Origin of the sequence: Pseudomonas sp. CCC4.1, from assembly GCF_035019225.1 — a bacterium.
Lineage (GTDB): Bacteria > Pseudomonadota > Gammaproteobacteria > Pseudomonadales > Pseudomonadaceae > Aquipseudomonas > Aquipseudomonas bubulae.
On the sequence record NZ_JASJWL010000012.1, the window covers coordinates 1 to 23,442 of the forward strand.

Annotated in this window: 15 protein-coding genes; 9 read left to right on the forward strand and 6 right to left on the reverse strand. The window is 59.7% G+C overall.

The window, feature by feature from the left end:
* Positions 1-151: 151 nt before the first annotated feature.
* The 5 genes from msrA to aceE form a co-directional block, all read right to left on the reverse strand.
* Positions 152-799, reverse strand: coding sequence for a peptide-methionine (S)-S-oxide reductase MsrA (msrA, locus tag QN377_RS07395; protein WP_095000899.1), 648 nt, complete (start codon positions 797-799; stop codon positions 152-154).
* A gap of 67 nt (positions 800-866) precedes the next feature.
* Positions 867-3,560 (reverse strand): EAL domain-containing protein, encoded by a 2,694-nt coding sequence (locus QN377_RS07400; protein WP_095000900.1) that lies wholly within the window; start codon positions 3,558-3,560, stop codon positions 867-869.
* A gap of 175 nt (positions 3,561-3,735) precedes the next feature.
* The gene (locus QN377_RS07405; protein WP_095017703.1) at positions 3,736-5,121 is read right to left on the reverse strand and encodes an alkaline phosphatase D family protein; all 1,386 of its coding nucleotides are present in this window, start codon (positions 5,119-5,121) and stop codon (positions 3,736-3,738) included.
* Between the two features lie 366 nt (positions 5,122-5,487).
* Positions 5,488-7,119: a dihydrolipoyllysine-residue acetyltransferase gene (gene aceF / locus QN377_RS07410; protein ID WP_095000902.1), complete on the reverse strand. Its 1,632-nt coding sequence runs from the start codon at positions 7,117-7,119 to the stop codon at positions 5,488-5,490.
* 11 nt (positions 7,120-7,130) lie between these two features.
* Positions 7,131-9,773 (reverse strand): pyruvate dehydrogenase (acetyl-transferring), homodimeric type, encoded by a 2,643-nt coding sequence (gene aceE / locus QN377_RS07415; protein WP_095000903.1) that lies wholly within the window; start codon positions 9,771-9,773, stop codon positions 7,131-7,133.
* A gap of 383 nt (positions 9,774-10,156) precedes the next feature.
* On the opposite strand from aceE, the gene glnE reads away from it, so the two are divergent.
* From glnE to QN377_RS07460, 9 genes are all read left to right on the forward strand, one after another.
* Complete coding sequence (gene glnE / locus QN377_RS07420; protein ID WP_095000904.1) at positions 10,157-13,099, forward strand: bifunctional [glutamate--ammonia ligase]-adenylyl-L-tyrosine phosphorylase/[glutamate--ammonia-ligase] adenylyltransferase; 2,943 nt, start codon at positions 10,157-10,159, stop codon at positions 13,097-13,099.
* 118 nt (positions 13,100-13,217) lie between these two features.
* Positions 13,218-14,141, forward strand: coding sequence for a branched-chain amino acid transaminase (locus tag QN377_RS07425; protein ID WP_095000905.1), 924 nt, complete (start codon positions 13,218-13,220; stop codon positions 14,139-14,141).
* Between the two features lie 59 nt (positions 14,142-14,200).
* Complete coding sequence (gene waaF / locus QN377_RS07430) at positions 14,201-15,235, forward strand: lipopolysaccharide heptosyltransferase II (RefSeq protein ID WP_095000906.1); 1,035 nt, start codon at positions 14,201-14,203, stop codon at positions 15,233-15,235.
* Positions 15,236-16,297, forward strand: coding sequence for a lipopolysaccharide heptosyltransferase I (gene waaC / locus QN377_RS07435; RefSeq protein ID WP_095000907.1), 1,062 nt, complete (start codon positions 15,236-15,238; stop codon positions 16,295-16,297).
* Positions 16,297-17,418 (forward strand): glycosyltransferase family 4 protein, encoded by a 1,122-nt coding sequence (locus tag QN377_RS07440; RefSeq protein WP_095020178.1) that lies wholly within the window; start codon positions 16,297-16,299, stop codon positions 17,416-17,418. Before waaC ends, QN377_RS07440 begins: the two co-directional genes overlap by 1 nt.
* Positions 17,418-18,224 (forward strand): lipopolysaccharide core heptose(I) kinase RfaP, encoded by an 807-nt coding sequence (gene rfaP, locus QN377_RS07445; protein ID WP_095000909.1) that lies wholly within the window; start codon positions 17,418-17,420, stop codon positions 18,222-18,224. The genes QN377_RS07440 and rfaP overlap by 1 nt, the downstream gene beginning before the upstream one ends.
* On the forward strand, positions 18,224-18,958 hold the full coding sequence (locus tag QN377_RS07450; RefSeq protein WP_095000910.1) for a lipopolysaccharide kinase InaA family protein: 735 nt from the start codon (positions 18,224-18,226) through the stop codon (positions 18,956-18,958). Before rfaP ends, QN377_RS07450 begins: the two co-directional genes overlap by 1 nt.
* The gene (locus QN377_RS07455) at positions 18,955-19,710 is read left to right on the forward strand and encodes a lipopolysaccharide kinase InaA family protein (RefSeq protein WP_095000911.1); all 756 of its coding nucleotides are present in this window, start codon (positions 18,955-18,957) and stop codon (positions 19,708-19,710) included. The genes QN377_RS07450 and QN377_RS07455 overlap by 4 nt, the downstream gene beginning before the upstream one ends.
* Positions 19,710-21,152 (forward strand): lipopolysaccharide kinase InaA family protein, encoded by a 1,443-nt coding sequence (locus tag QN377_RS07460; RefSeq protein WP_095017701.1) that lies wholly within the window; start codon positions 19,710-19,712, stop codon positions 21,150-21,152. The genes QN377_RS07455 and QN377_RS07460 overlap by 1 nt, the downstream gene beginning before the upstream one ends.
* A gap of 88 nt (positions 21,153-21,240) precedes the next feature.
* On the opposite strand, the gene QN377_RS07465 is transcribed toward QN377_RS07460, so the two are convergent.
* Positions 21,241-23,319, reverse strand: a complete 2,079-nt coding sequence (locus QN377_RS07465; RefSeq protein ID WP_095017700.1) for a TonB-dependent receptor family protein — start codon at positions 23,317-23,319, stop codon at positions 21,241-21,243.
* Positions 23,320-23,442 lie beyond the last annotated feature (123 nt).

Consider the following 23,442-nt stretch of genomic DNA (forward strand, 5'->3'; position numbering starts at 1 on the left):
CCCCCCCCCCCCCCCCCCCCCCCCCCCCCCCCCCCTTTTTTTTTTAAACCCACAACCCGCCAACCCCGATGTGTATAAGAGACAGGTGTAACAGAAACACCGAGTCGCTTGCATCGCGAGCAAGCCCGCTCCCACCGTTTTTTGTGCTACATCAAATCGGGCAGGTCACACCGGTGCCGCCGATACCGCAATAACCCTGCGGGTTTTTCGCCAGGTACTGCTGGTGGTATGCCTCGGCGAAGTACACCGTTGGCGCCTGGTCGATTTCAGTGGTGATGGTGCCCAGCCCGGCCTTGTCCAGTTCCGCCTGGAACACCTTCTTGCTTTCCAGTGCCTGCTCAAGCTGTTCAGGGGTGGTGCAGTAGATCACCGAGCGATACTGGGTGCCGATGTCGTTGCCCTGGCGCATGCCCTGGGTGGGGTTGTGCAGTTCCCAGAACATGGCCAGCAATTGCTTGTAGCTGACCACTTCCGGTTCGTAGACCACCAGCACCACTTCGGTGTGGCCGGTCAGGCCCGAGCAGACTTCTTCGTAGGTCGGGTTCGGCGTGTAGCCGCCCGCATAGCCCACTACGGTGCTGACTACGCCTTCGCGCTCCCAGAACTTGCGTTCTGCGCCCCAGAAGCAACCCAGGCCAAAAATCGCGAAGTCCACGTTCATCGGGAACGGGCCCAGTAGCGGCTGGCCGGTGACGTAGTGGGTTTCCGGCAGTTGTACGTGAGTGTCACGGCCGGGCAGGGCTTGTTCTTTAGTGGGTAGCACGTTTTTATTCACCAGGATTTCCGAGCGCAAGACCATGTTTCATGTCCTCTCAGTCAGAGTGTAGGAAGTCAGGCTGCTAGTGTGCCCGAGTGTTACGGCGCTGTCAGGCCAGTGGGCCACGCGGGTAGCGTTTGAGTTTTTCTATCAGTTCGCTGCCGGGGATAGGTCGGTCGAACAGATAACCCTGGCCTACATCACAGCGATGGCGGCGCAGGAATGCCAACTGTGCAGCGGTTTCTATGCCCTCGGCAACCACTTTGAGCTTGAGGTTGTGGGCCATGGCAATCACGGCGGAGGTGATTTCCATGTCGTTCTGGTTGTCGGGGATGTCTTTGATAAAGCTGCGGTCGATCTTGATGATGTCGATCGGAAATTTTTTCAAGTAGCTGAGCGATGAGTAGCCGGTGCCGAAATCGTCCATGGCCAGGGTCAGGCCCAGTTTTTTCAGTTGGTCGAGTTGCAGGCGGGTGTCGTCGGTGGCTTCCAGCAGCAAGCCTTCGGTCAGCTCCAGCTCCAGCAGCGCAGCCGGTAACTGTTCTTCCTTGAGGATACTGGCAATCGAGGCAACCAGGTCCGGGTCGGAAAACTGCTTGGGCGACACGTTGATCGCTACTTGCAGACTGCCCAGCCCGGCCAGGCTCAGTTGCCGGCTCATCCGGCAGGCCTGGCGGGCGACCCATTTGCCGATAGGGATGATCAGCCCGGTTTCTTCGGCCACGCTGATGAACTGATCGGGGCGGATCATGCCGTTTTTAGGGTGGTTCCAGCGCAGCAGGGCTTCCATGCCCAGCAGTCGTCCGGTACGCAGGCACAGCTTGGGCTGGTAGAACACCTCAAGTTCGTTCTGGGTCAGGGCGCGGCGCAGGTTGTTTTCGACAAACAGTTTGTAGCTGGCTTCGGCATTCAGGGCTTCGGTAAACACCTGCACCTGGTGCTTGCCGCAGGCCTTGGCCTTGTGCAGCGCCAGGCCTGCGTTGCGCATCAGGGTTTGCGGATCCCGGCCATGCAAGGGCGCACAGGCTACCCCGACCGAGCCGGTGACGCTGATCAGCTGGTTATCGACGAACATCGGCTTGTCGAGGGTCATCAGCAACTGGCTGGCAATTTGCTGTCCGGTCGTCAGGTCAGTATCGTCCAGCAATACCGCGAATTCGTTACTGGCAAAGCGCGCCAGCCCATCGCTGGCGCTCAGGCTGTTGCGCAGGCGCCGGGCCAGGCTGATCAGCAGCTTGTCGCCGGTCTGGTGGCCAAGGCTGTCATTGATGCGCTTGAAGTTGTCGATGTCCACCAGCAACAGGCACACCGGCGTGTTGCTGTTGCGGGCGAAGCGTTCATCGAGGTTGCGGATAAAGGCCGGGCGGTTGCCCAGGTTGGTCAGGTTGTCGGTGTAGGCCAGGCGTTCGATGCGCTGCTGCGCCAGCTTGGCCTCGGTGATGTCTTCATAAATACCGATGTAGTGGGTCAGCTCACGGTTGTCGCCATACACCTTGGAAATCGACATCTGCCCCCAGTAGGGTTCCAGGTTTTTGCGTCGGCTCTTGAATTCACCCTGCCAGCTGTTGCCTTTGCTCAGGCTGGAGTGAGCATCGAAGAGCAGTTCGCTGAGGTTTTCCAGAGCGGGCAGCTCGGACAGTTTATGGCCCTGGACTTCCTCGGTGCTGTATTGGGTGATGGCGGTAAAGCTGGGGTTTACGTACTCCACCACGCCATCGCAGTTGACCAGTAAAAAGGCGTTGGCACTTTGTTCGACAGCGCGCTGGAACAGGTGCAGGGCGTTGGTGGCGGCGCGGCGGTTGTGGTTGTTGATGACCTGGGCAAACTGGTCGGCCAGCTCGCCGGCGAAGGCGATTTCGTCCGCTTGCCAGGCGCGGGTTCTGCCGACCTGCTCCAGGCACAGGACGCCCACCACCTGACCGTCGATGCGGATACCTGCGTCGAGCATGGCATTGGCTTCGTGCCGGCCCAGGCTGGCCACCAGTTCGCGGGTGCGCGGGTCGCGGCTGGCGTTCGGCGCGTCGATCGAACGGCTGGTGTGCAAGGCTTCCAGGTAGTCAGGGAAGTGGCTGGCATCGAAAATGTCTTGCGCGACATGGGCCTGGGTCTCGCGTTCGAACGCCGAAACAGGCAGCAACCGGTTGCCTTCAAGATTCCACAGGCTGGCACCATCGATTTGATAGATATCGCAGGCGCTGCGGGTGATCAGCTCGGCGGCTTCTTGCAGCGAATTGTGCTGGCTGTAGCGATGACGGGCGAGGCGCAGGATCAAGTCCTGCTGGGCACGCACGCGCTCCAGATGCTGAAGTTGATCCGCCTGGGTACGCTGGTTGAGCGCCAGGGCGATCTGCAGGCGGCTGTTTTGTGTTTCAAGTTCGGCCACCGGGGCGGGCGAAGGGCTGGCAGCGCTGTCTTCAATGGCCAGCAGATAGCCGCGCAAAAAATGTCGATTGTGCTGTTTGTAGGCCTCGCCCAGCTCCATCAGGTTCAGTGGGCCCAGGGCGGTGTGCAGGGTGTAATGCACAACGTAGTGGTGGCTGGTCCTGAGCTGATGCTCGATTGCATCGTGCAGGTGATAGCGGGCGCGGGGTTCCATCAGACTGGCGTAAGGCGAGCCAACCAGCGCGCACAAGTCTGCCGCGGGCATGCCGAATTGGCGCTCGCAGTGCGGGTCGAGATAGAGCATGGCCCAGCTGGCTTCATTAAGCCGTTCGAAACGCAGCATGCCGAGCCTGGAAGGTACGGGGAGCTGGGTCACGACCTCGGCTGCCAGGCGCGGGGCAGCATCAGGCTGGCTTTTCATTGGGGCACTCGCTTCACAAATGCGGATTGCGCACGGGCTGTCACCCTGTCTCTGTGGTAGACGGCAAGGTTGCATCATGCTCGGCGTGCTGACAAGTGAACATAAAGGCTAAGTGCTATAAGGGCTTATCGGCCGGTCGGGGATTTCCTGCAGGCCGATCGGCAAGGTTTGCAGCTTATTTAAGCTCAACAGTTGCGGACTCGATAATCCGGCCCTTTTTATTGTGAAAATCAACCTTGAGTTGTTGGCCGCTAATGCTCAGGCAGACGAAGTTGTCTTCGCTGACCACTCGACTGTTGAGCTTGAGTGAGTAAGTGCCTGTGCCCACGCTGGTCAAGGGGGCGTTGACGAGCAGGTCTCTGACGTTCGCGTACGGCAGCAGTCTGGTATTGCACAGGGGTGAGGACACCACGCTGTGTACGATAAAGTCCGGGCTTTTGTCGTGGGTCAGATGACAGCAGAGCGAGCCATGAATATCGCCCGACACGAACACCACGTTCTTGATGGCGTTGCTGCGAATGGTTTCGAGGATGCGGTTGCGCTGCGCCGCAAAGGCCTTCCAGCCGTCATTGTCGCGCCGTTGGTCGGGCATAAGCATGACGCTGCTGACGATGAACTTGACCCTGGCGTTGCTGTTGATCAGCCATTTGAGCAGTGCCTGTTCCTGAGTAACGCCGATCATGCGTTTGTCACGCCCCGTAAGGGTGCGCTCGGTGCGGCAATCCATGACGAACCAGTCGATGTCAGCGTTGGCAAACCTGTACCAGTAGCGGGACAGGTTGCGGTTGATGCGCCCGTCGGGCAGCAGGTCGTGGGCCGGGCCATGGCTGCACTGGTAAGCCTCGTAAGCTCTCATGGCGTTGTTGTAGAGTGTTTTATCTCCGGTATCCCGATTGGCTGGCCAGTTATCTTCGATTTCATGGTCGTCGAGGATCATGTAGGTCGCAGTGCCTGCCATTAGCTTGCGGATATGGGGTTGTGTGAAAGCGGCGCGGTATTTTCGGGTGATGCTGGAGTAGTCGCGGTCCGGGGCCACAATATTCAGGTCATCGACATACACCTGATCGCCGGCCATCACCACAGCATCAATGCTTTGCTGGCGGGTCAGTGCATGGATGTTGCCGAAGATTTCGTCCCCTAGGTGCGGAGCAGAAGGGATGCCTGCCGTGAGCCTGAGGTAGCGGCAAGAGCCAACGACATATCGGCGAGTACGGTTGCGTGCAGTTGAGTCGGTCTTGAAGCTGTATACCGTGGCAGACCATTGAAGCGGGATCTGCTTGACGGTTTCAGTCGTGTGCCCGGGGTTTGCGGTGGCGAACCAGCCAGCCTGGTATTCGTAGCGGGTATCACTGTGCAGAGTGTTCAAGACCAGCGTATCGGACATGTCGAACTCAGGGCTCAGTCTTGAAAACACACCGACAGACCACTGGCTGTCGCCAGCCTTGCGATGCCGGATACCGGCGAAGACGGCGTTGTTTTTGTCGAGTTCGCCGCGGACAAAAATGCGCGCGTGCTGTGAAGTGGTAAAGCCCACTATCGGGCCAACGGTGGGTGGGATCACATCGAAATCCTTTCTGATGTTTGGGCGATGGCAATCGCGTGGTTCAATTCCTTTGGTTAACGGTAGAAGTGGTTGGGTGGTTGACCCATTCATGGATTCAGCGCTGGGTGTAGTGCTTGAAGGGCAGTGAGTGTCAGAAAAGGCCCTCACCCTAGCCCTCTCCCAAAGGGAGAGGGGACTGAGCGCACGCAACTTCAAAAACACCGCCAATCAGCTCCCTCTCCCTCCGGGAGAGGGTTGGGGTGAGGGGCTCTTCAAATCGCAGGCAAAAAAAAGCCCCGCCAAATGGCGGGGTTGAGGTACGAGCGTGGCGCTCGGAAAACAGTGCGCTACCCCGGCCTTCAGTGACGAAGGCCAGGGCGTGGCTTACAACAGGATAGTGCGGATGTCGCCCAGCAACTGGCTCAGACGCTGGGTGAAGCGTGCAGCAGCAGCGCCGTTGATCACGCGGTGATCGTAGGACAGCGACAGTGGCAGCATCAGCTTCGGCTGGAAGGCTTTACCGTCCCAGACTGGCTGGATGGTTGCCTTGGATACGCCGAGGATCGCCACTTCCGGTGCGTTGACGATCGGCGTGAAGCCGGTGCCGCCAATGTGACCGAGGCTGGAAATGGTGAAGCACGCGCCTTGCATGTCGTCTGCGGTGAGCTTCTTGTCACGGGCCTTGGCGGCCAGTGCAGCGGCTTCAGCAGCCAGTTGCAACAGGCTCTTCTGATCAACGTTCTTGATCACAGGCACCAGCAGGCCATCCGGGGTGTCAACGGCGAAGCCGATGTTGACGTACTTCTTGCGGATGATCGCTTTGCCGCTTGGCGCCAGCGAGCTGTTGAAGTCCGGCATTTCCTTGAGCAGGTGCGCGCAGGACTTGAGCAGCAGAGGCAGTACGGTCAGCTTCACGCCGGCTTTTTCTGCGACGGCTTTTTGCGCGACGCGGAAGGCTTCCAGCTCGGTGATGTCAGCCTGGTCGAACTGAGTCACGTGCGGAATGTTCAGCCAGCTGCGGTGCAGGCTCGACGCGCCGATTTGCATCAGGCGGGTCATGGCCACTTCTTCCACTTCACCGAAACGGCTGAAGTCGACAGCAGGGATCGGCGGAATGCCAGCACCACCGGTTGCGCCGGCGGCCGGTGCTTCCTTGGCTTTTTGCATCATGGCTTTGACGTGCGCCTGCACGTCTTCCTTGATGATACGGCCGTGCGGGCCGCTCGGAGTGACTGCACTCAGCTCGACGCCGAATTCGCGGGCCAGTTGACGCACGGCAGGGCCGGCGTGAACCTTGCCACCTTTTGGCGCAGGCGCGGCGGCCGGGGCAGGAGCAGCCTCGGTTTTCGCAGCAGGTGCCGGGGCAGCAGGTGCTTCAGCTTTTGCCGGTGCAGGAGCAGCAGCGGCCTGGGCAGGAGCAGCAGGTGCCGCAGCGCCTTGAACCTTGAGCTTGAGGATAAAGTCGCCAGTGCCGACTTCGTCATCCAGCTTGACCGAAATACTCTCAACTACACCGGCGGCTGGCGATGGAATTTCCATGCTGGCCTTGTCGGACTCGAGAGTGATCAAGGATTGATCAGCCTCGACGGTATCGCCGGCCTTGACCAGGATTTCGATGATTTTAGCTTTGCCCGACGAGCCGATATCCGGGACATGAATGTCCTGGATGGTAGCAGCGGCAGGTGCAGCCGGGGCCGCAGGGGCCTCGGCAGCAGGAGCAGCAGGTTTTTCGGCCGCAGCAGGAGCTGCAGCAGGGGCCGGTGCTTCAGGCGCCGCAGCGGCGCCCTCGGCTTCCAGTTCCAGCAGTTCGTCGCCTTCTTTCAGGCGGTCGCCCAGCTTGATCTTCAGGCTCTTGACGATGCCGGCCTTGGGAGCAGGGATTTCCATGCTCGCCTTGTCCGATTCCAGGGTCAGGATGCTCTGATCGGCTTCGATACGGTCGCCGACTTTTACAAACAGCTCGATGACTTCACCGTCGCCGCTGCCGATGTCAGGTACTCGAATGAGTTCGCTCACAAATATTCTCCTCAGCAGTCCAGTGGGTTGCGTTTTTCCGGGTTGATGCCGAACTTGACGATGGCTTCTGCCACCACTTTAGGTTCGATATCGCCACGGTCAGCCAGTGCTTCCAGGGCTGCCAACACCACGAAATGACGGTCTACTTCAAAGAAGTGACGCAGTTTTTTGCGGCTGTCGCTGCGGCCGAAACCGTCAGTGCCCAGCACTTTGAATTCCTTGACCGGTACCCACTGGCGAATCTGTTCGGCGAACAGCTTCATGTAGTCGGTAGAGGCAATCACCGGACCTTTACGGCCAGTCAGGCACTCTTCAACGTAGCTCAGCTGAGGCTTCTGGCCAGGGTGCAGGCGGTTGTGACGCTCTACGGCCAGGCCGTCGCGACGCAGTTCGTTGAAGCTGGTAACGCTCCATACGTCAGCGCCGATGTTGAACTGTTCACGCAGGATGATCGCCGCTTCACGGACTTCACGCAGGATGGTGCCGGAGCCCATCAGCTGAACGTGGTGCGCCGCTTCCTTGGTGTCTTCCTCGAGCAGGTACATGCCCTTGACGATGCCTTCCTCGACACCGGCCGGCATGGCTGGCTGCTGGTAGGACTCGTTCATGACGGTGATGTAGTAGAAGACGTCCTGTTGCTCTTCGGTCATCTTCTTCATGCCGTCCTGAATGATCACCGCCAGCTCATAGCCGTAGGTCGGATCAAAGGTGCGGCAGTTCGGGATGGTACCGGCCAGGATGTGGCTGTGACCGTCTTCGTGCTGCAGGCCTTCACCGTTGAGCGTGGTACGCCCGGCGGTGCCGCCGATCAGGAAGCCACGGGTGCGGCTGTCGCCAGCGGCCCAGGCCAGGTCGCCAATACGCTGGAAGCCGAACATCGAGTAGAAGATGTAGAACGGCAGCATCGGCTGGTTGTGGTTGGAGTACGAAGTACCGGCGGCGATGAAGGAGCTCATGGCGCCTGCTTCGTTGATGCCTTCTTCGAGGATCTGACCTTTTTTGTCTTCGCGGTAGAACATCACCTGGTCTTTATCGACTGGCTCGTAGAGCTGGCCGACAGAGGAGTAGATGCCCAGCTGGCGGAACATGCCTTCCATACCGAAGGTACGGGCTTCGTCCGGGATGATCGGAACGATGCGCGGGCCGATTTCCTTGTCCTTGACCAGCTGCGCGAGGATGCGCACGAAAGCCATGGTGGTGGAAATTTCACGGTCGCCGGAGCCGTCAAGGATGGCCTTGAGGGTTTCCAGTGGCGGGGTCGGAATGCTGATGCTCTGTGCGCGGCGCTGAGGTACGAAACCGCCCAGTGCGGCACGGCGCTCGCTCAGGTAACGGGCTTCGGCGCTGCCTGCTTCCGGTTTGAAGAACGGCAGGTTTTCGATTTCGTCGTCTTTGACCGGGATGTCGAAACGATCGCGGAACAGCTTCAGGCTTTCAACATCAACCTTCTTGGTGTTGTGCGCGGTGTTTTTCGCTTCGCCGGCGCCGGTGCCATAACCCTTGATGGTCTTGGCCAGGATAACGGTTGGCTGGTCTTTGTGGTTGACCGCTTCGTGGTACGCCGCGTAGACCTTGTACGGGTCGTGGCCGCCACGGTTGAGCTTCCAGATCTCGTCATCGGACAGATCGGCAACCATCGCCTTGAGTTCCGGCGTGTTGAAGAAGTGTTCACGTACGAACGCGCCGTCTTTGGCTTTGTAGTTCTGGTACTCGCCGTCGATGACTTCGTCCATGCGACGTTGCAGGATACCGTCGACGTCTTTGGCCAGCAGCGGGTCCCAGAAACGGCCCCAGATGACTTTGGTTACGTTCCACTGAGCGCCGCGGAACACGCCTTCGAGTTCCTGGATGATCTTGCCGTTGCCGCGAACCGGGCCGTCGAGGCGCTGCAGGTTGCAGTTGATGACGAAGATCAGGTTGTCGAGGTTTTCACGGCCTGCCAGGGAGATTGCGCCCAGGGATTCCGGCTCGTCGCACTCGCCGTCGCCCAGGAAGCACCAGACTTTCTGGCCAGCAGGGATGTAGCCACGGGCTTCCAGGTACTTCATGAAGCGCGCCTGGTAGATCGCCTGGATCGGGCCAAGGCCCATCGATACGGTCGGGAACTGCCAGAAATCAGGCATCAGCCAAGGGTGCGGGTAGGACGACAGGCCCTGACCGTCCACTTCCTGGCGGAAGTTGTTCATTTGTTCTTCGCTGATGCGGCCTTCCATGAACGCACGGGCGTAAACGCCTGGCGAGGTGTGACCCTGGAAGTAGATCAGGTCGCCGCCGTGTGCGTCGGTCGGGGCCTGGAAGAAGTAGTTGAAGCCGATGTCATACAGGGTTGCGCTGGAAGCGAAGCTGGAGATATGACCGCCCAGGTCAGAATCTTTCAAGTTCGTGCGCATCACCATGGCCATGGCGTTCCAGCGTACCAGCGAGCGAATGCGGCGTTCCATGAACAGGTCGCCAGGCATGCGTGCTTCGTGGGTTACGGGAATCGTGTTGCGATAAGGCGTGGTGATGGCATACGGCAGCTGCGAACCGGTGCGGGTAGCGAGCTCACCCATACGGGTCATCAGATAGTGAGCGCGGTCTTCGCCTTCTTTGTCGAGAACCGATTCCAGGGCGTCCAACCATTCCTGGGTTTCGACGGGATCGAGGTCTTGCATGGCTTGCTCCAGGGCGGATAGGCTTCCAGAATCGGTTGCCTGAGTTTGCGACTGGCCTTGTGGGCAGACGACATAAATTCTTGGATGGCCGGAGGTTGATTCCAGCGGCGTGTAGTTTTACTACAAATCGTCGGCCATTTCAGCCTTTCGAGTGTGTCATGCAGTAGTAAAACTACAGGAATGGTCCTGATGGCCACCTGTTTCGTTGTGCGAAAAATCGATATTGTTGGTGCTTTTATCTGCAATAAGCCGGTGATCTGCGGGCTTGATGCTAAACAAAATGATCTTACAGCTATTTATAACCTTTGTTCGACAGTCGGATTAAACCGCTGTTTCTTCCTGTCACCGTACTCGGCAACACCATAGCCGATCAAGGATAGACCATGAGCCTCCCGTCGCTTGCTCCAATTCCCGGTCTTTTACAGCCACTGGCCAGCCGTGCCGAGCAGTCGTGGCGCACGGCAGTCGCCGGGCTTGAGGGCGGGCACGGGCTCGATGACTGGTCGCCAGAGCGCTGGTCGGCGTTCAGCCGGGTCAGTGCGGCCAGCGACTTCTTTATAGAACAGTCTTTGCGTGACCCCTTGATGTTGCTCGAACTGGCGCGCTCGGGTGAGCTGGACCGCACCTTCGCCCCCGGCGAGTTGTGCGGGCAGATTGCTGCTGCCGCGCAGGCCGCAACCAGCGATGACGAACTGGGCCGCGCACTGCGTCGTCAGCGCACCCGTCAGCAAGTGCGGATTATCTGGCGCGACATCAATCGTCAGGCCGACCTGATCGAAACCTGTCGCGATCTGTCGGACATGGCCGATGCCAGCATCGATCAGGCCTATCGCTGGTTGTATCAACGTCATTGCCAGCAGTTCGGCACCCCCATTGGCAATCGCAGTGGCGAGCCGCAGGCGATGGTGATCCTGGGCATGGGCAAGCTCGGCGCCGTGGAGCTGAACCTGTCTTCGGACATCGACCTGATCTTTGCCTACCCTGAAGGCGGCGAAACCGTGGGGGCCAAGCGTGCGCTGGACAATCAGGAGTTCTTTATCCGCTTGGGCCAGCGCCTGATCAAGGCGCTGGATCCGATGACGGTCGACGGTTTTGTGTTTCGCGTCGACATGCGCCTGCGTCCTTATGGCTCATCCGGTGCGCTGGTGTTGAGCTTCAACGCGCTGGAGCAGTACTACCAGGATCAGGGCCGTGACTGGGAGCGTTATGCCATGATCAAGGCCCGGGTCGTGGCCGGTGATCAGGTGATGGGCGCGCAGTTGCTCAGCCTGTTACGCCCGTTTGTGTATCGTCGCTACCTCGATTTTTCCGCGATTGAAGCGCTGCGCACCATGAAGCAGTTGATCCAGCAGGAAGTGCGGCGCAAAGGCATGGCTGACAATATCAAGCTGGGGGCGGGCGGTATCCGCGAGGTCGAATTTATCGCCCAGGCATTCCAGCTGATTCACGGCGGCCGCGATCTGAGCCTGCAACAACGGCCGCTGCTCAAAGTCCTGACCATCCTGGAAGGCCAGGGCTACCTGCCTGCAGAGGTGGTCGGCGAACTGCGCGAAGGTTATGAGTTCCTGCGTTACACCGAGCATGCAATCCAGGCCATTGCCGACCGCCAGACTCAAATGCTGCCCGACAATCAGCAGGATCAGGCCCGCATTGCCTTTATGATGGGTTTTGACAGCTGGACCGCATTCCATGAACAGCTGATGGCGTGGCGTGGTCGTATTGACTGGCACTTCCGTCAGGTTATTGCTGACCCTGATGAAGAAGAGGTCATCGACGAAGGCGAGCTGATTGTCGGTGGTGAGTGGTTGCCGCTGTGGGAAGAGGTCCAGGACGATGCCGCAGCCTGCGCGCAGCTGGAAGAGGCCGGGTTTGTCGATGCGCCCAAAGCCCTGAAGCAACTGGCGGCCCTGCGTTCCAGTCCGCAACTGCGGTCTATGCAGCGCTTGGGGCGCGAGCGTCTGGATGCTTTTATCCCGCGCTTGCTGGCGCAAGCCGTTGAGCACGCCAACCCTGATCTGGTGCTGGAGCGGGTACTGCCGCTGGTCGAGGCGGTGGCCCGGCGTTCTGCTTATTTAGTGTTGCTCACCGAAAACCCTGATGCTTTGCGCCGTTTGCTGACGCTGTGCGCGGCCAGCCCGTGGATCGCCGAGCAGATCACCCGTTTCCCGTTGCTGCTCGACGAGTTGCTCAACGAGCGCCGTTTGTTCAAGCCGCCGCTGGCCCCTGAGCTGGCCGCAGAGTTGCGTGAACGCCTGACGCGTATCCCCGAAGACGACCTTGAGCAGCAGATGGAAGCCTTGCGCAACTTCAAGCTGGCCCACCGTTTGCGGGTCGCGGCATCGGAAATCTCCGGCAGCCTGCCTTTAATGAAGGTCAGCGATTACCTGACCTGGCTGGCCGAGGCCATTCTGGAGCAGGTGCTGGCCCTGGCCTGGCGCCAGACAGTGGCCAAGTACGGCACGCCACAGCGCACCGACGGCAGCCTGTGCGATCCCGGCTTTATTATTGTCGGCTACGGCAAGGTCGGTGGCATCGAGCTGGGGCATGGCTCGGATCTGGACCTGGTATTTATCCACGATGGCGACCCGAATGCTGAAACCGATGGCGCCAAGCCCATCGACGGTGCGCAGTTTTTCACCCGTCTGGGCCAGCGGATCATCCATTTGCTCACGGCGCAGACCAACTCCGGGCAGTTGTATGAGGTCGACATGCGCCTGCGCCCGTCAGGCGCTTCGGGGTTGCTGGTCAGCTCGCTAGGTGCTTTTGAGCGCTATCAGGAAAACGAAGCCTGGACCTGGGAGCATCAGGCACTGGTGCGCGCCCGCGTGCTGGTGGGCTGCAAACAGGTGGGCGCGGCCTTTGAACAGGTGCGCGCGAGCGTATTGGGCCGCGAGCGGGATTTGCCGACCTTGCGTCAGGAGGTCAGCGAGATGCGGGCCAAGATGCGCGACAACCTGGGCACCCGTATTACCGCTGCCGGAACCGCAGAAAACGCCTTCGAGGCAACGGTGCCGTTCGACCTCAAGCAGGACGCCGGAGGTATCGTCGATATTGAATTTATGGTGCAATACGCGGCCCTGGCGTGGTCCAGGGAACACCCGGCGTTACTGCGCTACACCGACAATATCCGCATTCTGGAAGGGCTGGAGCAGGTCGGGCTGATGCCCGCCACCGATGCCAGCCTGTTGCGCGAGGCTTACAAGGCCTTTCGCGCCGTCGCCCACCGGCAAGCCTTGCAGAAGGAAGCCGGGGTGGTCACGGGGGATCAATTTGTGGTCGAACGCCAACACGTACGGCGCATCTGGTCCGAGCTAGGATTGAGCTGATTTGCTGGCTCACACACAGAGTTAAAGCTGTAAGAACGTATCCGGCGGGTCCATAAGGCCCGTCCAATTTGCCTGCCGCCTCGTGGTGCGGGTGCTGGATTCTTTGAGGAGCGTAATGATGTCGATGGCTGATCGTGATGGTGTGATCTGGTATGACGGCAAGCTGGTGCCGTGGCGTGATGCCACGACCCATGTGCTGACCCATACATTGCACTACGGCATGGGCGTGTTTGAAGGTGTGCGCGCTTACGAAACCCCGCAGGGCGCGGCGATTTTCCGCTTGCAGGCGCACACTGACCGTCTGTTCGATTCGGCCCACATCATGGGCATGAAGATCCCGTTCAGCAAAGACGAAATCAACGAAGCGACCCGCGTAGCGGTGCGTGAAAACAACCTCGACAGCGCCTATATCCGCCCGATGGTGTTCTACGGTTCCGAAGCCATGGGCCTGCGCGCCACCGGCCTCAAGGTGCACGTGATCATCGCCCCCTGGAGCTGGGGTGCCTACATGGGCGCCGAAGCGCTGGAAGTCGGAATCAAGGTGCGTACCAGCTCCTTTACCCGCCATCATGTGAACATCTCCATGACCCGGGCCAAGGCCAACGGCCATTACATCAACTCGATGCTGGCCCTGCAGGAAGCGATTTCCGGTGGAGCCGACGAAGCGCTGTTGCTCGATCCGGAAGGCTTTGTGGCTGAAGGCTCGGGCGAAAACGTATTCCTGGTCAAGGATGGCGTGATCTACACCCCGGACGTGACCGCGTGCCTGAACGGCATTACCCGCAGCACGATCCTGACCCTGGCCACCGAGCTGGGGTACAAGTTTGTTGAAAAACGCATCACCCGCGACGAGGTGTATATCGCCGACGAAGCGTTCTTTACCGGCACTGCCGCTGAAGTGACGCCGATTCGCGAAGTCGACGGGCGTCAAATCGGGATCGGCCGCCGTGGCCCGATCACCGAAAAACTGCAAAAGGCTTACTTTGACCTGGTGACCGGCAAGACTACGGACCATCCAGAGTGGCGTACACTGGTCAAGTAATGTCGGCATAGCATCACAGCAGGGAGGCGAATGCCTCCCTTGCTTGTTTATGGAAACTTATGAATATTTTGATCGTTGGGCCCAGCTGGGTCGGTGACATGGTGATGGCGCAGACACTGTTCCAGTGCCTCAAGCAGCGCCACCCGCAGTGCGAAATCGATGTGCTGGCTCCCGAGTGGAGCCGGCCCATCCTTGAGCGCATGCCTGAAGTTCGCAAGGCCTTGAGCTTCCCGCTCGGCCACGGCGCGCTTGAACTGGCCACGCGACGCAAGATCGGCAAGTCCCTCAAGGGCCAATACGATCAGGCAATCTTGTTGCCCAACTCGCTTAAATCGGCCCTGGTGCCATTTTTTGCGGGTATTCCCAAACGTACCGGCTGGCGCGGCGAGTTCCGCTACGGCCTGCTCAACGATGTGCGCAAGCTCGACAAAGAGCGCTACCCGCTGATGATCGAGCGCTTTATGGCCCTGGCCTATGAGCCTGGGGCCGACCTGCCCAAGCCGTACCCGCGCCCTGATTTGCAGATTGACCCGCAAAGCCGTGCCGGCGCACTGGCCAAGTTCGGCCTGGAGCTGGATCGTCCGGTGCTGGCGCTGTGCCCGGGTGCCGAATTTGGCGAGTCCAAGCGCTGGCCGTCCGAGCACTACGCCAAAGTTGCCGAACAAAAGATCCGCGAAGGTTGGCAAGTGTGGCTGTTCGGCTCCAAAAACGATCACGGGGTAGGCGAAGATATCCGTTCGCGCCTGATCCCGGGGCTGCGCGAAGAGTCGGTCAACCTCAGCGGCGAGACCTCACTGGCCGAAGCCATCGACCTGTTGTCCTGTGCAGATGCCGTGGTATCCAACGATTCCGGGCTGATGCATGTGGCCGCTGCGCTGAACCGCCCGCTGGTGGCGGTCTACGGCTCCACTTCGCCAGGTTTTACCCCGCCCTTGGCGGACAAGGTCGAAATTGTGCGGCTGGGCCTCGATTGCAGCCCCTGTTTTGACCGTACCTGCCGTTTTGGCCACTACAACTGCCTGCGCGAACTGATGCCGCAGCCGGTGATTGAAGCCTTGCAGCGCCTGCAGGGTTCACCGGTCGAGGTTAACTAGGTGCGCGTTCTGTTGGTCAAAACTTCATCCCTCGGGGATGTGATCCATGCCTTGCCGGCGCTGACCGATGCGGCGCGGGCGATTCCGGGCATCACCTTTGACTGGGTTGTGGAGGAGGGCTTTGCCGAAATCCCGACCTGGCACCCCGCGGTGGGCAAGGTGATTCCGGTGGCGATCCGCCGCTGGCGCAAAAATATCTGGCAGACCCTCAAGAGCGGCGAGTGGAGCCGCTTCAAGCAAAGCCTGCGCGCCGAAAAATACGACCTGGTGATCGACGCTCAGGGCCTGGTGAAAAGTGCCTGGTTGACCCGCTACGTGAAAGCCCCGGTTGCCGGGCTGGATAAAGACTCTGCCCGTGAGCCGCTGGCCAGCCGCTTTTACCAGCGCCGCCTGGCGGTAGCCCGCGGGCAGCACGCGGTTGAGCGTCTGCGTCAGTTGTTCGCGGTCGCGCTGGGCTACGACCTGCCCAAAGGGCTGGGCGATTACGGCCTGGATGTCGAAAAACTGGTTGAGCTGCCGCGCAAAAAGCCCTTCGTGCTGTTTTTGCATGGCACCACCTGGGACACCAAGCACTGGCCCGAAGTCTATTGGCGCGATCTGGCCCAGCGCATGGGCCATCTGGGCGTCGAAGTGCGCCTGCCGTGGGGCAATCCGGCTGAAAAAGCCCGGGCCGAACGTATTGCCAATGGCTTGAATAATGCCGTGGTGCTGCCCAAATTGAATCTGGCCGGTGTCGCCAAGGTACTGGCCAGCGCCAGTGCCTGTGTGGCGGTCGATACCGGGCTGGGGCATTTGGCCGCTGCACTGGATGTGCCGACCATTTCCCTGTTCGGGCCTACCAATCCGGGCCTGACCGGGGCCTATGGCAAGGTGCAAATTCACCTGGCCAGCGATTTTCCGTGTGCGCCATGCCTGCAGAAAAAATGCACCTACACTCCGACTGCACAGGACCAGCAGCGGTTTGATCTGAAAAACGAGTGGCCACTGTGCTTCACCCGTTTGAACCCTGAGCGTGTCGCGAGTCGATTAAGCACGTTGTTACTGGCTGAGGAACTGCGCTGATGCAACTGGCTTTTGTGCTGTACAAATACTTTCCGTTTGGTGGGCTGCAACGGGATTTCATGCGCATTGCGCTGGAATGCCAGAAGCGCGGCCATCAAATCCGCGTCTACACCATGATCTGGGAAGGCGATATCCCGCCCGGATTCGAAGTGCTGGTGGCGCCGGTCAAGGCGTTCCACAACCATACCCGCAATGAAAAAATGCTCGCCTGGATGCAGGCCGATCTGGCCAAGCGCCCGGTAGACCGGCTCATCGGCTTCAACAAGATGCCGGGGCTGGACGTGTACTACGCGGCGGACGGCTGCTTTGAAGACAAGGCGCAAAACCTGCGTCATTCGTTTTATCGCTTCTTCAAACGCTACAAGCACTTTGCCGAGTACGAGCGCGCGGTGTTCGCCAAGGACGCCAAGACTGAAATCCTGATGATTTCCGAAGTCCAGCAGCCGCTGTTCATCAAACACTACGACACCCCGCTGGAGCGTTTCCATCTGCTGCCACCGGGTATCGCCCTGGATCGCCGCGCGCCGAACAATGCCGCCGAGATTCGCGCCGAGTTCCGACGTGAATTCAATCTGGCAGACGACGACTTGCTGCTGGTGCAGATTGGCTCGGGCTTCAAGACCAAGGGTGTGGATCGCAGCCTCAAAGCGCTGGCGGCCTTGCCGGGTGAGCTCAAAAAACGTACGAAATTGTTTGTAATCGGCCAGGACGACCCCAAAGTCTTTCAATTGCAGAGTGCCACTTTGGGTTTGGGCGATCATGTGCAGTTCCTCAAGGGGCGCAGTGATATCCCGCGCTTCCTGCTGGGCGCCGATTTGCTGATTCATCCGGCCTATAACGAAAACACCGGCACTGTATTGCTTGAGGCACTGGTAGCGGGTTTGCCGGTGCTGGTCAGCGCTGTTTGCGGCTACGCCCATTACATCAGCGACGCCGATTGCGGTCGGGTCCTGGACGAGCCGTTCGAGCAGGCGCAACTCAATGAATACCTGACACACATGTTGTCCGACGACACTGCGCGCGCGGCCTGGAGCCGAAACGGCCTGGCCTACGCGCAGACGGCCGACCTCTACAGCATGCCGCAGCACGCTGCGGATGTGATTCTGGCGGAGCAACACTGATGAAACTGATTCTTGCCGAACCGTTCAAGAGCTTGTGGGCAGGGCGCGATGCGTTCACCGAAGTCGAGCGTCTGGAAGGCGAGGTTTACCGCGAACTGGAAGGCCGGCGTACCTTGCGTACCGAAGTCGACGGGCGCGGTTTCTTTGTGAAAATCCACCGTGGCATTGGCTGGGGTGAAGTGTTCAAGAACCTGCTGACGGCCAAGCTGCCAGTTCTTGGCGCCGGCCAGGAGTGGCGGGCGATCAAGCGCCTGCACGAAGTGGGTGTGCCGACCATGACGGCCGTGGCTTACGGCGAAAAGGGCAACAACCCGGCAGCCCAGCATTCCTTCATCATCACCGAAGAACTGGCGCCGACGGTCAGCCTCGAAGACTTCAGCCTCAACTGGGTCAAGCAGCCACCGCAGCCCAGGCTCAAGCATGCGCTGATCGCTGAAGTGGCACGAATGACCGGCATGATGCACCGTGCCGGGGTCAACCACCGTGACTGCTATATCTGCCATTTCTTGCTGCACACCGACAAACCGGTGACCGCAGACAACTTCCGCCTGTCGGTGATCGATCTGCACCGCGCCCAGACTCGCGCCGTGATCAGTAAGCGCTGGCGCAACAAGGATCTGGCGGCACTGTATTTCTCGGCCCTGGATATCGGCCTGACCCAGCGGGACAAACTGCGCTTCCTGCGCGGTTACTTCCAGATGCCCCTGCGCCAGATCCTGCGCGAAGAAGCCCGCCTGCTGGCGTGGCTCGAAGGCAAGGCGAACAAACTCTACGAACGCAAACAGCGTTATGGAGATGCACTGTAATGGCGGGTTGGAATCTGGAACCTGCTTACAGTGCGTTGGCGTCTGATTTTGGCAGTCTGGAGGCAGTATTTGCCTTGCAGGGGGAGCATCTGACGCGCGATCCGCTATCGGAAGTCATCCGTGTGCAGCGCGATGGCGTGAATTATTACGTCAAGCGCTACACCGGGGCCGGCAAGGGCCTGCGCCGTTATCTGGGCCGCCCGCGGGTCAAGTCCGAATGGCAGAACCTCAAGCGCTTCGCCAAGTGGGGTATCCCCACGGCCGAGGTGGTGGCTTGGGGCCTTGAACGCAGTGGGTTCGCCTACTCCCGTGGCGCCATGATCACCCGCGAACTGCCCAATACCCGGGATTTGTCAGAGTTGGCGGACAACCATGATCCGCTGCTCAAGGATCGTGCCTGGGTAGATTGTGTCAGCCGTCAGTTGGCGCGTTATACCAAGACCATGCATGACCATCGCTTTACCCATAACGACCTGAAATGGCGCAATTTGCTGATCGATGAGCAGCCCAAGCTGTTTTTGATCGATTGCCCCAACGGCGATTTCTGGCGCGGCTTCTGGCTCAAATACCGCATCACCAAAGACCTGGCGTGCCTCGATAAAGTGGCCAAGTACCATTTGTCCTACACCCAGCGTTTGCGTTTCTATTTTCAATACACCGGGCGCACGACGCTCAATGCGGCGGATAAGGAACGTGTCCGTCATATCGTGCGTTTTTTCGAGGGCCGGGAATGACAGACTTTATGGCAGACGCCGACCGGGCATTGCTTGAGCGCAATGGCCTGGCTGACTTTGATGCCCTGTGGGCCGTGCAGCTGGAAGCGGTGGACGAGCCCAATACCAGTGGTGGTGGCTGGAGTAGCGTGTTTCGCATGGATCTTGAAGGTCAGGGCTATTACCTCAAGCGTCAGAGCAATTACCTTACGCGCACGCTGCACAGTCCGCTGGGCGAGCCGAGTTTTGCCCGCGAATTCCGTAATATTCAGCGCTATAAGCACATAGGTATTCCTGCGCTGGAAGCGGTGTTTTTTGGTGAGCGAAAAGTGCCGGGCGAGCGTCGTGCAGTGCTGATGACCCGTGCGCTGGACGGTTGGAATGACCTCGACTCGCTGCTCGAGCAATGGCCCCAACTGACCACAGAGCAGCAGCAGGCGATTTTGCGCGAATGCGGCCAATTGGCTCGTCGGCTTCACGCTGCGCGGCAGGTGCATGGTTGTTTTTACCCCAAACATATCTTCCTGCAGGCCGATGGCGCGGGGGGGTATCGCGCTCAATTGATCGATCTGGAAAAAACCCGGCCCTTGTTGCTGGGCCAGCGGGACAGGGTCAAGGACATTGAGCCGTTGTTGCGTCGGGCCGATGTCTGGAGCGAAGCAGAGGTGCGCGCCTTGCTCGCTGCTTATCTGGAACAGCCCGTCGACAGTTCCTTGGTCGATGCCTGGCTGACGCGACTGTATGTGCGGCGCAATCAAAAAGGGGGGCGCTGATGCGTTTGTCCGAACTGCTGAAGGCTGGCCGTGCGCCAGGCTTGCCGCTGAGTATCGAACTGGCCGACGCAGCAGGGCCTGCGCAATTGCAACTGCTGACCTTGCTGCGGGTATTGCCGGGCCAGCGTTATGTCGGTGCCGGGGTGTGGCGCGGGCGTACCGTACTGGCCAAGATGATGGTCGGCAACAAGGCTGCGCGCAACTTTCAGCGCGAGCTGACCGGGGTGCGTCTGCTGGCTGAACAAGGCTTGACCACGCCGCAACTGCTGGCCGATGGCTTGCAGGAAGGTGAGGGGGGCTGGTTGCTGTTCGAGTACCTGGAGGGCGCTCAGAGCTTGGGCGATGCCTGGGATGCAGTCGCGTCGTTGCCGGTGCTGGCTGATGAACAAGTGGCCGTACTTGCCGAGGCTTTGACTGCCATCGGGCAGATGCACCGCAAGGGTCTGTGGCAGGAAGACCTGCATCTGGACAACCTGTTGCGTCAGGACGGCAAGCTGTATTTGATCGATGGTGCAGGCATCTGTGTCGAAGAGGCAGGCAAACCGCTGTCGCGGCAAAAAGTGCTGGAAAACCTCGGCGTGTTTTTTGCCCAGTTGCCCAAAAGCCTTGAGCCGTTTATCGAAGAATTACTCGTGCACTACCTGCTGAGCAACGGCGAGCATGCCTTGCCGCTTGAAGCGCTGCTCAAGCAGGTCGAGAAAGTCCGTGCCTGGCGCCTGAATGACTTTTTAAACAAGGTTGGCCGTGATTGCTCATTGTTCAGCGTGCACCGCGGGGCGTTTGCCTTGCGTGCCGTCCTGCGCGAAGAAGAGCCGGCGATGTTGCCCGTTTTGGCCAGGGCTGATGCGTTGCTTGATCAGGGGCATCTGTACAAGACCGGTGGCGCGGCGAGTGTCGGCAAGGTTGAAGTAGCGGGCCGCATGCTGGTGGTCAAGCGCTATAACATCAAGGGCTTTGCCCACTGGCTCAAACGTTTCTGGCGCCCGAGCCGGGCCTGGCATTCATGGCGTGAAGGCAACCGTCTGGCGTTTTTGGGGATTGCCACGCCTAAACCGTTGGCAATGCTGGAGACCCGTTTTATGTGGTTGCGGGGCAAGGCGTATCTGGTGACGGAGTTTTTGCCGGGGCCGGATATCATCGAGCGTTTTGCGCCGTATGTTGAGCACGGAGATGCGCCCGAAGCCGAATTGATGGCTTTGGAGCGGTTGTTTGCCGATTTGATCCGCGAGCGTATCAGCCACGGTGACCTCAAGGGCCATAACGTGTTCTGGGATGACGGGCGCTGGGCGCTGATTGATCTGGATTCGATGTGCCAGCATCGCTCATCGAGCAGCTTCGCTTCAGCGTACGCCCGCGATCGTGCACGCTTTATGCGCAACTGGCCGGTGGGCAGTGCGTTGTATCAGGTGATTGACGGGCGATTGCCGACAAACCCTGACTGAAACCTAGCCAGGACTTTCTGTGGGAGCGAGCCTGCTCGCGAATGCTCTTCGCGAGCAAGCCCGCTCCCACAGGGGCGTGCCCGTGCTGTCAGAAGCTGTACTGCGCCCCGGCTCCGGCATACCACGAGCGGCCCGGCGCAGCTTCGTAGTAGCGACTGTTGGAGTCGCCGACAATCACCGAACCCACATACTGACGGTCCAGCAGGTTGTCCAGACGCAAGGTCTGGTGGAAGGTCCAGTGCTCGATCTTCTGTTCAAACTTCGCCCGCCAGTTGAATACGGTATAAGCAGGTGCTGCCTTGGCGGTGTTGGTGTCTTCCACATATACCTTGCTGCGGTACATGCCTTCAATAGCCGTACTGACCCAGTCGGCCGGCTTCCAGTTCACCTCGGCAAACAGCGTGGTCTGCGGTACGCCCGGCAGGTAGTTGCCTTTGTCTACGGTACCGCTGGTGCTGGCGAAGTCGCTGTCGTAGGTGGCTTGCAGGCGAGTGTAAGCGAGGGTTGAGGTCCAGTGTTCTGCGAGCTGGCTCTCTACACCCAGTTCAAAGCCCCGGCGCAAGGTGCGGCCGGCGTTCTGGTAGGTCGTACGGCCACCGGTATTACTCAGCACCACCAGTTCATCTTCTGTGGTGATCTGGAATATGGCCGCATTGATCCGCGTATTGTTGAGCTGCGCCTTGAGGCCCATTTCATATTGGGTGCTCTCGGAAGGTTTGAGGCCGAAATTGAAGCCCTGGCCGCTGGGCGAGTATGCCAGTTCGGCCTGAGTCGGCGTTTCAAAGCCTTTGCCTGCACTGATATAACCATGCAGCTCGGGGGTAAAGGCATACATCACGCTGACGGATGGCGTGGCCTTTTCGTAACGCTTGGTGCCACTGGCGTCGCCGTTGCTCAAAAATTGATCATCGACGTCCATCTCCATGGTGCTGTAGCGCAAGCCGGCCTGTACCGTCCAGTTGTCCAACGCCCAGTTGGCCTGTACATACGGGTCGAGACTGCGGGCGGTATCTACCTCATCACGCACCAGTGCGCCTTTGACCCCCAGCTCACTGCCGATAAAGTTTTGATAACCGTGGCGGCTGTCCTGGCTCTGATCGAAGTCCAGGCCGCCAATCAGGGTCAGATCGCCCGGTACACCGTAGACCGGTTGCATCCAGCGCAGGCTGCCGCCGTAGAACTTGCGATCGAATTGCACGACACCGCCGCCCTGTTTATTGCTGGCTGCTGTGGGCGGAATCGCCAGATACTGAATAACGCTGCGCGTACCGGTATAGGCATTGACCTGCAGGGTAGCGTCACCGATATAGCGCTCGTAGTTCAGGCCCAGTTGCTGATGGTCGATGCTCTTACGGGTGTTGTAGGTAATGGCATTGGGCGTTACCGAGCGCGGGTCGGCCTTGTAGGCTTCCCAGCTTTGGCCCAGCGGATCCTGTGTGCCGTTTTGCTCAAGGCTGCTGTAGATCAGCGCCAGCTTGCTGTCTTCGTCGGGCTTGAGGTTGAGCTTGGCGAAGGTCTGGTCCCGGCGTGCGGCGCTGTGGTCGCGGTAGCCGTCGGTGTCCATGCGTGAGGCATCAAGCACAAAGCCGACGTCGTCGGTGGCGCCCTCGGCGGTCAGGTGGTTCTTGCTCATGCCGTCGCTGCCGACCAGGGTCTCGGCGCCAATGCGCGGCGGGCCCTCGCCGTCGCGGGAGAACATTTGAATCACGCCACCGGCGTTACTGCCATACAGGGTTGCCGCCGGGCCGCGCAGCACTTCAATGCGCTCGGCGGTATCGAGGTTGAAGGTTGCAGCCTGGCCCTGGCCGTCGGGGGTGCTGGCCGGTATGCCGTCGGCAATCAGCTTGATGCCGCGCACCCCAAACGCCGAGCGGGCACCAAAGCCACGGGAAGATATTTGCAGGTCCTGGGCATAGTTCTGACGGTTTTGCACCACCAGCCCCGGTACACGGGACAGCACCTCGGATGCATTGATGCCCAGTTGGCCATCCTGGATTTGCTCCTGATTGATACTGTCCACCGAGTACGGCAGGTCAAAACTCGGGCTGGCGCTGCGCGAGCCGGTGATGACACTGGGATCCAGCTCCAGGGTTTCGGCGCAGACGACAGGTGCCAGGCACAGGCCTGGCAGTAACAGGGCAAGGTGAGCAGGTGTGAAATATTTCATGGGCAAATCGGGTTCCGTGTGACGCGACCCGTCCAGGGCGACGGGGGGAGGCTAGCAGAGGGCGCGCAGTTTAGCGGCTGAGGTGCGGATATCCAGCAAAACAAGTGACAAGGACGCGCTGAG